12 protein-coding genes and 1 tRNA gene are annotated in these 13,422 nt (G+C 64.2%); 6 read left to right on the forward strand and 7 right to left on the reverse strand.

What is annotated here, in order from left to right:
* Positions 1-151 precede the first annotated feature (151 nt).
* Entirely contained in the window at positions 152-490 is a 339-nt protein-coding gene (locus C995_RS0107260; RefSeq protein WP_018864292.1) for a PilZ domain-containing protein, read from the forward strand.
* A gap of 23 nt (positions 491-513) precedes the next feature.
* Here the strand turns inward: C995_RS0107260 and C995_RS0107265 are convergent, their stop codons facing one another.
* A complete protein-coding gene (locus tag C995_RS0107265; protein WP_018864293.1) occupies positions 514-1,632 on the reverse strand; it encodes an aminotransferase class V-fold PLP-dependent enzyme in 1,119 nt (372 codons plus the stop codon).
* Between the two features lie 179 nt (positions 1,633-1,811).
* On the opposite strand from C995_RS0107265, the gene C995_RS0107270 reads away from it, so the two are divergent.
* The 3 genes from C995_RS0107270 (at position 1,812) to C995_RS0107280 (ending at position 4,934) form a co-directional block, all read left to right on the forward strand.
* Positions 1,812-3,173: an adenosylmethionine--8-amino-7-oxononanoate transaminase gene (locus C995_RS0107270; RefSeq protein WP_018864294.1), complete on the forward strand. Its 1,362-nt coding sequence runs from the start codon at positions 1,812-1,814 to the stop codon at positions 3,171-3,173.
* 245 nt (positions 3,174-3,418) lie between these two features.
* Positions 3,419-4,129 (forward strand): LuxR C-terminal-related transcriptional regulator, encoded by a 711-nt coding sequence (locus C995_RS14420; RefSeq protein ID WP_038080859.1) that lies wholly within the window; start codon positions 3,419-3,421, stop codon positions 4,127-4,129.
* 520 nt (positions 4,130-4,649) lie between these two features.
* Positions 4,650-4,934, forward strand: a complete 285-nt coding sequence (locus C995_RS0107280; RefSeq protein ID WP_026279005.1) for a hypothetical protein — start codon at positions 4,650-4,652, stop codon at positions 4,932-4,934.
* Positions 4,935-5,079: 145 nt separating this feature from the next.
* Here the strand turns inward: C995_RS0107280 and C995_RS0107285 are convergent, their stop codons facing one another.
* The 5 genes from C995_RS0107285 to uvrB form a co-directional block, all read right to left on the reverse strand.
* Positions 5,080-5,832 (reverse strand): S-methyl-5'-thioinosine phosphorylase, encoded by a 753-nt coding sequence (locus C995_RS0107285; protein WP_018864297.1) that lies wholly within the window; start codon positions 5,830-5,832, stop codon positions 5,080-5,082.
* Positions 5,833-5,848: 16 nt separating this feature from the next.
* Positions 5,849-6,400, reverse strand: a complete 552-nt coding sequence (locus C995_RS0107290) for a hypoxanthine-guanine phosphoribosyltransferase (RefSeq protein WP_018864298.1) — start codon at positions 6,398-6,400, stop codon at positions 5,849-5,851.
* A gap of 158 nt (positions 6,401-6,558) precedes the next feature.
* Positions 6,559-6,927: a DsrE family protein gene (locus tag C995_RS0107295; protein WP_018864299.1), complete on the reverse strand. Its 369-nt coding sequence runs from the start codon at positions 6,925-6,927 to the stop codon at positions 6,559-6,561.
* Between the two features lie 137 nt (positions 6,928-7,064).
* Positions 7,065-8,072 carry a beta-N-acetylhexosaminidase gene (gene nagZ, locus C995_RS0107300; protein ID WP_018864300.1) on the reverse strand — a complete coding sequence of 336 codons (1,008 nt, stop codon included), beginning with the start codon at positions 8,070-8,072 and terminating at the stop codon, positions 7,065-7,067.
* A gap of 78 nt (positions 8,073-8,150) precedes the next feature.
* Complete coding sequence (uvrB, locus tag C995_RS0107305) at positions 8,151-10,184, reverse strand: excinuclease ABC subunit UvrB (protein WP_018864301.1); 2,034 nt, start codon at positions 10,182-10,184, stop codon at positions 8,151-8,153.
* A 103-nt stretch (positions 10,185-10,287) separates the two neighbouring features.
* On the opposite strand from uvrB, the gene C995_RS0107310 reads away from it, so the two are divergent.
* Together C995_RS0107310 and C995_RS0107315 are read left to right on the forward strand one after the other, a co-directional pair.
* Entirely contained in the window at positions 10,288-11,478 is a 1,191-nt protein-coding gene (locus tag C995_RS0107310) for a pyridoxal phosphate-dependent aminotransferase (protein WP_018864302.1), read from the forward strand.
* Positions 11,479-11,531: 53 nt separating this feature from the next.
* Positions 11,532-11,607, forward strand: a tRNA-Asn gene (locus tag C995_RS0107315).
* A 224-nt stretch (positions 11,608-11,831) separates the two neighbouring features.
* Here the strand turns inward: C995_RS0107315 and C995_RS0107320 are convergent.
* On the reverse strand, positions 11,832-13,268 hold the full coding sequence (locus C995_RS0107320) for an AsmA family protein (protein WP_231362419.1): 1,437 nt from the start codon (positions 13,266-13,268) through the stop codon (positions 11,832-11,834).
* Positions 13,269-13,422 lie beyond the last annotated feature (154 nt).

Below are 13,422 nucleotides of genomic sequence, written 5' to 3' on the forward strand. Positions count from 1 at the left end.
CGTGCGGGCATGCTGCAAAACGGACCCGCAACGCTGCGTGAAACAGGGCAGTCAACGCGCCCCGGTTTCAGGCAGCGTCGCCCCGGGGGGTGGCGCACGCCAGCCGGGATGGGGGATACTCGCGGGTCCAGACAACGTGGTGGGAGGGAACATGGCCGGGCAGGGCATGCTGACCTTGGCAATCAAGGAAAAACCCGCACTGTACGCCGCGTACATGCCCTTCGTGACCAACGGCGGGCTGTTCATCCCTACGGACAAGTCCTACAAGCTCGGGGACCAGGTGTTCCTGCTGTTGTCCCTGCTGGACGATTCCGACCGCCTGCCGACACCATGCACCGTTGTATGGATCACGCCCGCCCGGGCGCAGGGCAACCGCCTTCGTGGTATCGGCGTGCAGTTCAACAAGTCCGACAAGGGTGTGACGCATCGTCGAATCGAGGAACACCTCGGTGGTATGCTCAACTCGGACCGCAAGACCCACACATTCTGAGCATCTGAACCCGGGACCGGTCGTCAGGCCGCGATCCCAAGTGCCTTCTGCACCTGATCCAGGGCACGCTCAATCTGCTGATCCGTCAGGTAGTAGTGGGGCGAGAAGCGGATCCCCCCGCCACGCACCGCGCACAGGACTCCGCCGGCCTGAAGGCGCGCGTAGACGGCGTCGAGATCCGCCGAGGGGGGGCGGAAGGTCAGGATCCCTGCCCGTCGGCCGCGCGGCGTGAGCACCTCGCAACCCATCGCTTCCAGCTCCTCAGCCAGGTGATGCCAGTGAAAGCAGATGTCGTGATCGACGTTCTCGATGCCCACCTCCAGCAGTAGCGACAGGCTGGCGTGCAGCGCATGGATCCCCAGCATGTTGTGGCTTCCCGGCTCGAACCGGCGGGCCGACGGGGCAGGGGTCAGCCCCGGGTTCGAGAAATCACCGGCATGCGCCAGCATGTTCCACCCGTACTCCTGTAGCCGGAGTTGCTCGCGAATCTCCGGGTTGACGTAGAAGATCCCGATCCCCTCTGGCGCCAGCATCCACTTGTGGCCGTCCGCCATTACAAAATCTGCGTGGCAACCCGGGGCATCGAAGGGCAGCGCCCCCAGATGCTGAATCGCGTCGACACAGAACAGGATCCCCCGGGCCCGCAGCTCTGCCCCGAGTGCCTGGATATCCACGCGGATGCCCGAGTCGTAGCGAACCGCGCTGGTCGCCACCAGCCGCGTCTGGCGGTCGCAGGCGGCCAGCAGGTCGCGTTCGGGTTCATCGCCCACCTCGACCTCGCGCACCTCGATGCCGAATCGTTCGCCCGCTGCGTGCCAGACGACCCGATTGGACGGGAACTCTCCGGTCGGGAGAACAATGTTGTCCCCCTCCGACCAGGGCAGGCCGAACGCCACCATCGACAGCGCTTCCGAGGTGTTCTTGACGAAGGCGATATCCGCCGCGTCGCTGGCCCCGATCAGGGCGCGGGCCAGCTCGCGCGTCGCATCCACCCGCTTGAGCCACTGGCCATAGTCCTTCGAGCCCTGACGCACGTTCTCGCGGGCGAACTCGCAAACCGCCTCTTCGGTACGTCTGGGCCAGGCACCCACCGCCGCGTGGTTGAGATGGATGATGTCCTGCTGCGGAAATTCGGGGTGCATGGGATCCTCCTGGCCGGCAGGAAAGGGTACCTCATAAGCGCGCCCGCGCTAAATCCCGAATCCCGACGGGGAAGGAGCCTTGTTCGCCCCCGGGGGGGCTGCTACTTTCCGCGCACTGAATTACGGCCCCCGGCAAGCCGCTTGCGGGGGGCTAACCCACTGCCCCGAGAGCCCACCGCATGGACAACGAACAGCTCAAACGCCGGGACCTGCGCGCCCTCTGGCACCCCTGCACCCAGATGAAGGATTACGGAGAGGAGGGGACCTTGCCCCTGCTGCCGATCCAGCGCGGGGAGGGCGTATGGCTGTACGATTTCGACGGCAACCGGTATCTGGATGCGATCAGCTCATGGTGGGTCAACCTTTTTGGCCATGCGAACCCTCGCATCAATGCCGCGGTCCGCGACCAGCTGGACCAGCTCGAACACGTCATCCTTGCGGGCTGCACGCACGAGCCTGTCGTGGAGCTGTGCGAACGCCTGATCGACCTCACACCCGAGGGTCTCGATCGGGTGTTCCTGGCCGATAATGGCAGCGCCGGTGTCGAGGTGGCGCTCAAGATGAGCTTTCACTACTGGCTCAACTGTGGCCGCGGCGAAAAGACCCGTTTCATCCGCCTGTCCAACAGCTACCACGGCGAGACTCTGGGTGCCCTTTCAGTAAGCGATGTCCCGCTCTACAGCGCCACCTACAAGCCCCTCATGCTGGATGTCATCACCGTTCCCGCGCCGGACTGCTACGAGCGCGAGCCGGGCGAGAGCTGCGCCGATGTCGCCCGGCGACAGTTTGTCCATATGGAGGCGGCCCTCGCGAACCACGCAGAGGAGGTCTGCGCCGTCATCGTCGAGCCGCTGGTGCAGTGCGCAGGGCACATGCGCATGTACGACCCGGAATACCTGCGCCTGCTTCGCGCTGCCTGCGATCGGCACGGCGTACACCTGATCGCGGACGAGATTGCCGTCGGCTTTGGACGCACCGGAACCATGTTCGCCTGCGAACAGGGGCCTGTCGTCCCGGATTTCTTGTGCCTTTCCAAAGGGCTGACCGGCGGATACCTGCCTATGGCGGCCGTACTGACATCCGAGGAGGTCTACAACGCCTTTTACGATGATTATGAGAAACTCAATATGTTTCTCCACTCACATTCGTATACGGGTAATCCTTTAGCATGTCGTGCGGCACTGGCCACGCTTGATATTTTTGCCTCGAGCCCCGTCCTTGACCGAAATCGGGAGCTCGCTGCCCATATCACCCAGCGCATTGCACCATTATCCGATCACCCTCACGTGGCCGATGTGCGCCAGCATGGCATGATTGCCGCCGTCGAGCTGATTCAGGACAAGGCGTCCCGGACCCCGTATCCCTGGCAGGAGCGCCGCGGGCTGGAGATCTATCGTCATGGCCTTTCCCGGGGTGCCCTTTTGCGTCCCCTGGGCAATGTCTCCTATCTGATGCCTCCTTACATAATCACGCCAGAACAGATTGATTTCCTCGTCCAGGTTATGGAGGAGGGGATTGATCGGGCCACCAATTGCGGATGACCCGTTTACGCAAAACCCGCGGCAGTTCGAATTATCGGCACCAGTCGCATGACTTTATTCCATCTCCGCTTGACGGATCGACGGATTGGTGGCTATACCCTTTACTAGGGCTGCGCACTCCAAGGGCCGCATCAGGCCTATCGGAAACGCGGGACGGTCAAGTCTGGCGAATCTAACCCTTGGATCGAGGCGCGCCTTGGTATTCCATAGCCATCGTGTTTCCATCCATTCAGGGGAGAGTCGCCATGAACGATTTTAATGAGGACTTGGGGAACGTATTAATTGTAACGCCGGGCTCGCCGCAATCGGCCCTGTTCATTGAGTACGTTTCAGAAAAAACCGGATGTTCTGTAACGGGATTGGAGCCAGGGTCGCCGCGAATTGCCCAGACGCTCAGGGATTACAATCTCGCACTTTTTGATGCCAGCGCACTAGACGAGCGCGATATCGGACATGTACAGCAGGCGGTGGCGGATGGCGCAAAGACCGTCTTCTCCGGGTTCAATATACCGAGCGAAGACGAAGCCCTGCGCCTGCTGGACCTGCTCTACCTGCTCTACCTGCAAGGAATCTTTTATAAGACGGATCAGCTGGATCTATTGTGCAAGGGCATTCTGTGTCTGCTGAACGGCGATTTCTGGATGTCCCGACACCTGATGACACGGCTGGTCCGGCTGTACCGGCAGCAGCGCACGAACACCTACCGGCCGGCGTGTGGGTTGACACAGCGAGAGCTCGAGATCCTGGCGATGCTGGGATCGGGCGAAACCAACATGAATATCGCGAAACAGCTGTTCATAAGTGAACATACGGTCAAGTCCCACCTGTACAACATCTTCCGCAAGATCGAGGTCAAGAACCGCACGCAGGCCATCAACTGGGCCAAAGACCATCTGGGCGCGCCGCCCCCTCAGGTGATGTGGAGGCGGCGGCGCGCCGAAGCACGCGCGATCTAGGGCAGGGGGCCGAAAAGGCCGGGCGCTCGCCCGGCTTGCTGTTGGGGTAGTCAGAGCCTTGTGTGTTGTCGCCGGGCTGCCCTGGAAGGGACGTGAGCGGGCCTGAGGCGGTATCCGGTGTCCATGCTCTAACGTGGCGGTTCTCGTTAATACCTGCTGTCTGTTCGTCAATTAACGCCGGTCGAAAGGGATTTCGACCCGTACAGCGCTGACCGGCGTCGATCATCAGCCCCCTCATACTTGGCGGGCAGCAACGACCGACAAACCTCTCCCGAAAAATCACCCGTTATTCCGATGTCCGCTGCTCGCCCGGCCACGATACTGCAGTATGGCTGGGCGGGCCGGAATGGCCTGGGTATACGCCCTGGTCGCAACAGGCCCTTGCGGCTGGCAGGCGACATCGGCGCCGTCCGAAACTGGAACACAGCTTGTCGATCGCGCAACTCCCATGGTGCCAAGGTGGCGAGGAGCGTTGAAGGTAATCCCGCTGGGATCGCCCTTGGCCGGAGGTCTGCACGCGATGCCGACGTCGCTCAACGAATCCCGAATTACGCTACAAGCCTCCGGGCCCGAGGGCACCGCGTACTCCATCACGTGCACGGTTACCAGGCCACACGAGGTCGAGGAAGTGGAATTCGAGGGCGTGGTACCACTGGAGGTCGAATTCGAAGGGATCGGGGTGGACTGCCGTGTGGTGCAGCTCAGTGGGCCGGGATACCTGGATCTGGTGCTGACCAAGAACGGTCATGTGACACGTTCGCGCAGCCACGGCCTGAATAACACGATGAATCTCCGGATCCGCTGAAGTCCGGGTCAGTACGCTCAGCTGCATGGCCATGAATGGCGCATAATACATATTATGTTAAGTCATGGATCAGTGAGGGCGGACCGTTTGTTCCAGCCAGCCCGCTACCCTCGCATGAACCGACGGTCGTTCGCGCTGATCCGGCTCAGGACAACGTCTCGATTACGTGCGTCAGGACATCCTTCACCCGCGCCATCCCTTGATCGAGGTTGCGGCCGATCTCGTCCATGGTGATTTCCCCCTCGGTTCGCCCGGCCGCCCAGTTGGCGATCACGGCGCAGCAGGCGTAGTTCAGACCCAGTTCTCGAGCCAGGGCCGTCTCGGGCATCCCGGTCATCCCGACCAGGTCGCAGCCGTCTCGGGCCATGCGGTCGATCTCTGCGGCCGTCTCGAGCCTGGGACCCTGTGTCGCCCCGTACGTGCCCCGGTCCGCGGCCTCGATGCACAGGTCATCAATCGCGTTCAGGAGGGTTTCCCGCACACCCTGGTTGTAGGGCCAGGTCATGTCGATGTGGGTGACCTCTTCCAGGTCCCCGCCCTCGAAAAAGGTGTTTGCGCGCGACCAGGTGTAATCGATGATCTGATCGGGGATGGCAATCATGCCCGGCTTCATGGCTTCGGTGATCCCGCCCACCGCCGCCACGGCAATCACGTTGTCTACACCGGCATGTTTCAGGGCCCAGATGTTGGCTCGGTAGTTCACCTGATGCGGCGGAATGGTGTGACGGGCGCCATGGCGCGGCAGAAACACGATCTCCGTGTCATTCAGTCGCCCGAAGACCAGCGGACCCGAGGGTTCGCCATACGGGGTATGCATGACCTGCCTGCGGGTGATCTCCAGCGATTTAAGCTGGGTCAGGCCAGTGCCGCCAATCACGGCAAGACGGGGTGTCGACATAACGCTGGTATCCCTACTATTGGTTCGCGACGGCAAAGATGCCGGGTGCGTTGCGGAGGTAGTCCTCGTAATCCATGCCGTACCCGAACACATAGCGATCCGGCACCTCCAGGGCGGCGAAATCCACGGTAATGGCGGGGTCGCGTTCCGGGTTGGCCTTTTCGACCAGCACCACGGAGTAGACCTTCTCGGCGCCCTGCTCTTCGCAGAAGGCCTGGATGCCCTCCAGGGTGATGCCACCGTCAAGGATGTCGTCCACGATCACGACCGTCCGCCCCTGAATCGGCGTCTGGGGGCGGGCCAGCCAGTGCAGCTGCTCCCCTCCCCGCGTACCCCCGCGATACCGCGTGGCATGCAGATAATCGACCTGCATCGGAAACGACCAGCGGGTCAGCAGCCCGCCCATCAGCACGACCCCGCCATTCATCACACCCAGAACCAGCGGGTTGCGGTCCTTGAGCACCTGCGCCGAGCGTTCCGCCAGGCGGTCGATCGCGGTCTCGACGGCATCGCGGCTGTAGAGGCAATCGGCATCACGGAGCGTTGCGCGGGCCTGTTCCGGGCTCATCAAGGATCCTGAGGTGAACGTTGGAGGAAGGATGTTGGCCGAGTGCCGGGCAGACGGCAAGGCCTGGGTTCGGTATACGCGGGCCTTGCGAGGCCCTGAAACGCAACCGGCCGGCGCAAGGGCCGGCCGGTTGGCAAAGCTACGGACGTGCTAGACCCTTAGTAGGTAAAGGTCACGGTGTCGTCGTCCATGGCTTCGGAAATCACGTAGGCGCCGCCCACGGTTTCTTCGATTTCCGGAATCAGGTCATTGCCCCACAGATCCAGGGTCGGGGTGCAGACCTTCATCACCACGCCGGCTTCGTGGGCGTCCTTGATGAAGTCGTAGACGCTCTTGCTGGAGCCTTCCTGGACAAACAGGTTTTCGGCAACGCCCTTCTTGGCCAGTTCGCCGGCACGGCCGGTCATGACGACCTCGACGTCATATTCCATCGCGGCGGCGACGGTAGCCTGGAAAAACGGGGCGCCCAGTTCGGAGGGGCTGCTCGGATCGGTGTTAACCATGACGATCAGGAGCTTGTCGGCCATTTTTGATCTCCAACTTCAGTGGTGAGTGTGAATATTAACAGCTGCTCAAGCGCAAACCGGTGGCGCATTATAGGCGGGCCAGCGCCTGTGCGCCAATGCGCCGCCATAACCTGTTCCGATCAGGGCCAGGCGTTGCCTCAGGCGGTGGCGGCCTGCCGGGCCGCGAGCCAGTGGTGCAGCTGCGCCCGCAGTGCCTGGATGCGCCTGGAGTCCTGCTGGATGGGCCTTGCGCGCAGGGCCTCGACCCGCCTCGATGCCTGGGCTTCCAGGGGCTGTCCCTGCTGCGCCTCGAGGATGGCGTCTGCCTGCTCGGGCTGGTTGCAGATCAGCACCATGTCGCAGCCGGCCGCCCGTGCTGCCGCGGCGCGCTCGGTGGGGCTGCCAATGGCTTCGGCTCCAGCCATGGCCAGGTCATCGCTCAGAATCGCTCCGCGGAACCGGAGCTCCCGGCGCAGGATGTCCTGAAGCCAGATCCGCGAAAAACCGGCCGGCTGATCATCCACCTGGGGATACAGGACATGCGCCGGCATCACGGCGTCCAGGTCGCCCAGGACGGGACGAAAGGCTTCAATATCGTTGGCCTCGATCTCGGCCAGCGGACGGTCATCCACGGGCAGTGCGACATGCGAGTCCGCCTTGACGGCGCCGTGCCCTGGAAAGTGCTTGCCCACGCTCGCCATCCCGCCCGCCGCGAGCCCCCGGATGAGCTCGCCCGCCAGGCGCGCGATGACATCGGGGTCGTGGTGGAACGCGCGGTCCCCGATGACCTCGCTGATGTCGACGTCACGATCCAGCACCGGAGTGAAACTGAAATCGATGCCCGCCTCGCGTAGCTCCAGCGCCAGCAATTCCCCGGTCGCATGGGCCAGTTCGCAGGCCTTGTTGCGATCGTAGTCATCGACGTACCCCAGCTCGCGCATGGGTGGAAGCGTGGTGAAGCCGTCCCGCAGGCGCTGCACGCGCCCGCCCTCCTGATCGACGGCAATCAGGATGCCGGGTCGCTCCGCACGTATGGCATCGGTGAGCGCCCTCACCTGCTCCGGCGTACCGGCGTTGCGGGCGAAGAGGATGACGCCGCCCGTCGCCGGGTGGCGCAGGCGTTCACGATCTTCCGGGGTGAGTTCCAGGCCGGTCACATCGAGCATGACCGGCCCCAGGGGCAGGGATACGGGAGAAGCCATTGAACCTGTACTCAACTGGCGCTCGTGACCCGAGCAATCTTTTTAGGATAGCGAGGCTTCCGGGCGGAATGCGAGTGCCTTGAGCTTCTCGATGCGGTCGCGGATACGCGCGGCCTCCTCGAACTCCAGGTCGCGCGCCTTCTGGAACATCTCCTGTTCCAGCTTCTCGATCTCCCTGGCCGCGTTTTCCGGGGCGTCGATGTAGTCCGGCGCGTCTTCGGCGACCTTCTTCTGGCCACGACGCCGCCCGGAGCCCGGAGTCGCATTGCGCGCCTCGAGGATGTCCGCGACGTTCTTGCGAATGCCCTGGGGCGTAATGCCGTGCGCCTCGTTGTGGGCGATCTGCTTCGCCCGCCGGCGTTCGGTCTCGTCGATCGCCCGCTGCATCGATCCGGTCACCTTGTCGGCGTACAGGATCGCCTTGCCGTTCACGTTGCGCGCGGCACGCCCGATGGTCTGGATCAGCGAACGGTCGGAGCGCAGGAAGCCCTCCTTGTCGGCGTCGAGGATCGCGACCAGCGAGACCTCGGGCATGTCGAGGCCCTCGCGCAGCAGGTTGATCCCCACCAGCACGTCGAACTCGCCCAGGCGCAGGTCGCGGATGATCTCCATACGCTCAACGGTGTCGATATCCGAATGCAGATAGCGCACCCGCACGCCGTGTTCCGAGAGGTAGTCGGTCAGGTCCTCGGCCATGCGCTTGGTCAGCGTCGTAATCAGTACGCGTTCGTCGCGTTCCACCCGCTCGCGTACCTCGGACAGGCAGTCGTCGACCTGGCTGCCGGCCGGGCGCACCTCGAGGATCGGGTCCAGCAGGCCGGTCGGTCGGACCACCTGATCGACAATGGCGCCGGCGTGCTCGCGTTCGTAGGGCCCCGGCGTGGCGGACACGTAGACGGTCTGAGGCTGCAGGGCCTCGAATTCTTCGAAACGCAGCGGGCGGTTGTCCAGCGCTGACGGCAGGCGAAAGCCGTATTCCACCAGCGTCTCCTTGCGCGAACGGTCGCCCTTGTACATCCCGCCCACCTGCGGCACCGACACATGGGATTCGTCGATCACCAGCAGCGCGTCCTTCGGCAGGTAGTCGAAGAAGGTCGGAGGCGGCTCGCCCGGGGCCCGGCCGGAGAGATAGCGCGAGTAGTTCTCGATGCCGTTGCAGTAGCCGATCTCCAGGATCATTTCGAGGTCGAACAGCGTGCGCTGCTCCAGCCGTTGCGCCTCGACCAGCCGGTCCTCCTTGCGCAGGAAATCCAGACGTTCCTTGAGTTCGTCACGGATCTGGTCCACCGCCTCCAGCAGCGTCTCGCGCGGGGTCACGTAGTGCGTCTTCGGGTAGATGGTCAGGCGCGGGACGGTGCGCAGCTGCTCGCCAGTCAGCGGGTCGAAGTACGACAGGCGCTCGATCTCGTCATCGAACAACTCGATGCGCACGGCCTCGATCTCGGATTCCGCGGGATGGATGTCGATCACCTCCCCTCGTACCCGGTAGGTGGCGCGTCGCAACTCGGTGTCATTGCGGGTGTACTGCAGCTCCGCCAGACGGCGCAGCAGGTCACGCTGGTCGATGCGATCCCCGCGCTGGAGGTGCAGGACCATGGACAGGTACTTGCGCGGGTCCCCGAGGCCGTAGATGGCGGACACCGAGGCCACGATGATCGCGTCACGGCGCTCCAGCAGCGCGCGGGTCGCGGACAGGCGCATCTGCTCGATGTGGTCGTTGATCGAGGCGTCCTTCTCGATGTAGGTGTCCGAGGACGGGACGTAGGCCTCCGGCTGGTAGTAGTCGTAGTACGAGACGAAGTACTCCACCGCGTTGTTCGGGAAGAATTCCTTGAACTCGCCGTACAGCTGCGCGGCCAGGGTCTTGTTCGGCGCCAGGATAATGGTCGGGCGTTGCAGGTTCTCGATGACGTTGGCGATCGTGAACGTCTTGCCCGAACCCGTCACACCCAGCAGGACCTGGTGGGCCAGCCCTGCCTCGATGCCATCGGTCAGCGCGCGGATCGCGGTTGGCTGATCGCCGGCGGGCTGATACTGCGATACCACCTTGAATTGTTCGGCCTCATCTGGCTGCACGCCTTATCCTCCGCGCCTGATTTCAGTATTATTTCGCCACCTTGCGGCCGGTTATGCATTCGCGCCCGGCCGTCCAAACCGCCCAACCCGCATGAGGCCCGCCTTGGATATCGAGCTCTCCGATCGCGTTCAGCGCATCCAGCCCTCCCCCACCCTGGCCGTCAGCGCGCTGGCCGCGCAGCTGCGGGCCGAGGGCCGCGATATCGTCGGGCTGGGGGCCGGCGAGCCGGATTTCGATACCCCGGAGCATATCAAGCAGGCGGCCATCGACGCGCTTGCCCGCGGGGAAACCAAGTACACTCCGGTGGATGGTACGCAGGGCCTGAAAGACGCCATTATCCGCAAGTTTGAACGTGACAACGGGCTTTCGTTCGAGCGAGACCAGATTCTGGTGTCCTCCGGTGGCAAGCAGAGCATCTTCAACCTCTGCCAGGCCCTGTTGAACCCGGGGGACGAGGTGGTCATCCCGGCGCCCTACTGGGTCTCCTACCCCGACATCGCGCTGCTGGCCGGTGCGCGGCCCGTAGTGGTCAGCGCCACGCAGGAAGCCGGATTCCGTATCACGGGCGAGCAACTCGCCGCCGCGATCACCCCGAATACCCGCCTGGTGTTTCTCAACAGCCCATCCAATCCGACTGGTGCCGCCTATTCAGCCGACGAACTGAAGGCGCTGGCCGAGGTGCTGCGCGAACACCCCCGAGTGGTGATCGCGACCGACGACATGTACGAACACATCCGGTTCGGCTCCACGCCGTTTGTGAACATCGTGAATGTCGCACCCGATCTGCTCGAACGCACCGTCGTGCTCAATGGCGTGTCCAAGGCCTACGCGATGACCGGCTGGCGTATCGGCTATGCCGGCGGACCGAAGAACCTGATCGCGGCGATGAAAAAGATCCAGTCGCAAAGCACCTCCAACCCCACCTCCATTGCGCAGGCCGGTGCGCAGGCCGCGCTGGATGGCGACCAGGGCTGCGTGATCGCCATGTGTTCCGCGTTCGCCGAACGGGCGCGGCACGTGGTGGACGGCCTGAATGCGATTGATGGTATCGACTGCCTGATGCCCGACGGCACGTTCTACTGCTTTCCGCGAGTCACCGGGCTGATGCAGGCGGCCGACATCGACACCGACGTCGCCCTCAGCAAGCAATTGCTGGACGAGGTCGGAGTCGCACTGGTGCCCGGCAGCGCATTCGGCGCCCCGGGCCATGTACGCGTCTCGTTCGCCACCAGCGTCGACATGCTCGACAAGGCACTGGAGCGGCTGCGACAGTTCGCGGCGGCCCACCGCTGATCAAAATGGAAGCTTGACGGGGTGGCCGCCCCCCATTACGATCTGCGGCCAATTCCCCGGTAGCTCAGTCGGTAGAGCGGGTGACTGTTAATCACTAGGTCGGCGGTTCGAGCCCGTCCCGGGGAGCCAGATAAGAAACGACTCAGGCCAGCCTTCGGGTTGGCCTTTTTCGTTTGTGTACGCGCATTTGTAGCACCTGGCGGCGTATGTGCTCTTACTGGAAGGATCGTCGACCGATTCAACCGTGCGCTCCCAGATGCCGCTTTCTTGCGGCCTCCGAGGACGGTACTCGCCTATATCTGTTGCGGCAGATGCTCGCCGTTCATCCAGGTATTGCCGCCCGCGAGCGACGCTTACTGGGCGGCGACGGCGCCGTCGTAGAAGACCTCGCAGTCCTCCGGATCGAGGGACAGCGCGGCCAGCCCGCGGCGCAGCAGATCCAGCGGCGCGCCGAGCAGCGCCTCCACCAGATGCGGTTCCTCGATCTGCGGATCATCGAAGGTCCCATGCACCTCCTGGCGCATCACCGCGCATCCCTCGGCATCGACTACCGCCACCTCGGCCTCGCGGATCCGGCGCTCGGGCAGATCCAGCGAGGCCTGTGCGGCCAGGCGGTTGCGCGGGGTCGCCAGCGCCACGTCGCGCGCGTGCGCCACGCCCTGCTCGATCTCCCAGGCCGACAGCAGCTGCACAATCTCGGTTTCGCCGTTGTCGCGCCCCGCATACCGCGCGAACTCGGTGCCGCGGGTGGCAGCCAGCCACACCGGACCGCCCAACACCACCGCCGCCGCATCCACCAAAGTGAAGCGCTGGGTGCGCTCGTAGGCCGCCAGTTCCTCGTCCAGATCCACGCCCCGGATGACCAGATCATTCCCGCTCAGCACCACCTCGCCATCCAGGTGGTGCAGCAGGGTCTGCACATCCTCGCCTCGGCTGGTCAGGGTCGCGGTCAGCGCCGCGCGCCCGGAGGCGGCCCCGGGGGGCAGCCACTCCTCCGGGAAGGACTCCAGCTCCAGGTCATCAAACGCGACATCCAGCTCCCAGTGCGGCGGCTGCTCGGTGAAATCCGCCTCGCCCTCGCCAGTGCCGTGGCCCTCGTACAGATTCATCTCCCAGTCCGTGGTGCGAAAGACGCCATCGCGTGCGGTCAGTCCGAACGAGACGTCGGTCAGGGTCAGCGCCCCGTCCTCCACGCGCGCGATCGACACCTCGGCCGCCAGCGCCAGCCCTGCCAGGGGATGCGCATCGTCCGCCGCCGCCTGCCATCGGGTTGCCGGTGCGTCCACCTCGAGGCCGTGAACCGTCGCCGTGCGCTGTGTTCCATGATCACGCCAATGCAGCTCGCCGTCGCGGATGCGCAGGTCCAGGGCCGGCGACCCGCGTCCGTTGTCTTCCGCCGTCCACGGACCAAGGTTCAGCACACCCTGCGCATCCCGCTCCAGACGCAGTACCGGCGCATCCAGCACGAGCATCCCCGGCTCCAGGCGACCGCGCAGCAGCGACAGCCAGCGCAGCGACAGCCACGCTGCCTCGAGCTCCCCCGCCTCCCCCTCGGTCTCCGGCCCGAGCCGCACATCGCGCACCTGCACCGCCGGGCGCGGCAACAGACGCAGCGAGGCATCCCCCTCGATGCTTGCCGGCACCCCCAGCTGCGCCTCGATTACGTCAGCCACCCGCTCCTCGAGCCGCTCTGCGGGCCAGAGCAGCAACGAAGCGATTCCGGCCAGCACCACCACCAGCGCGGCCACCAGCAGCAGGAAACGCAAGGGAAAACGGGCAGTTGAAGGCATACGGGAAGCCCTCCCGGCGGAGGCTCGAAACCGCGGAACGATAGTTCGAGTGTAGCAGCGCTCCCGTCCGTCCCGGATCGAGCCCCGCCTGGACTACACGTCCCCAAAGCCCGTCAGCGGCGCAACGCAGAGTCGTGGGGCCTGGGCTGATGGC

The organism is Thioalkalivibrio sp. ARh3 (genome assembly GCF_000377265.1).
Classification (GTDB): Bacteria; Pseudomonadota; Gammaproteobacteria; order Ectothiorhodospirales; family Ectothiorhodospiraceae; genus Thioalkalivibrio; species Thioalkalivibrio thiocyanoxidans.

Excerpts from the sequence above, each read along its gene's own strand:
- C995_RS0107260 (WP_018864292.1), top strand. The coding sequence starts at position 152 with ATGGCCGGGCAGGGCATGCTGACCTTGGCAATCAAGGAAAAACCCGCA.
- C995_RS0107265 (WP_018864293.1), bottom strand. The coding sequence starts at position 1,632 with ATGCACCCCGAATTTCCGCAGCAGGACATCATCCATCTCAACCACGCG.
- C995_RS0107270 (WP_018864294.1), top strand. The coding sequence starts at position 1,812 with ATGGACAACGAACAGCTCAAACGCCGGGACCTGCGCGCCCTCTGGCAC.
- C995_RS14420 (WP_038080859.1), top strand. The coding sequence starts at position 3,419 with ATGAACGATTTTAATGAGGACTTGGGGAACGTATTAATTGTAACGCCG.
- C995_RS0107280 (WP_026279005.1), top strand. The coding sequence starts at position 4,650 with ATGCCGACGTCGCTCAACGAATCCCGAATTACGCTACAAGCCTCCGGG.
- C995_RS0107285 (WP_018864297.1), bottom strand. The coding sequence starts at position 5,832 with ATGTCGACACCCCGTCTTGCCGTGATTGGCGGCACTGGCCTGACCCAG.
- C995_RS0107290 (WP_018864298.1), bottom strand. The coding sequence starts at position 6,400 with ATGAGCCCGGAACAGGCCCGCGCAACGCTCCGTGATGCCGATTGCCTC.
- C995_RS0107295 (WP_018864299.1), bottom strand. The coding sequence starts at position 6,927 with ATGGCCGACAAGCTCCTGATCGTCATGGTTAACACCGATCCGAGCAGC.
- nagZ (WP_018864300.1), bottom strand. The coding sequence starts at position 8,072 with ATGCTCGATGTGACCGGCCTGGAACTCACCCCGGAAGATCGTGAACGC.
- C995_RS0107320 (WP_231362419.1), bottom strand. The coding sequence starts at position 13,268 with ATGCCTTCAACTGCCCGTTTTCCCTTGCGTTTCCTGCTGCTGGTGGCC.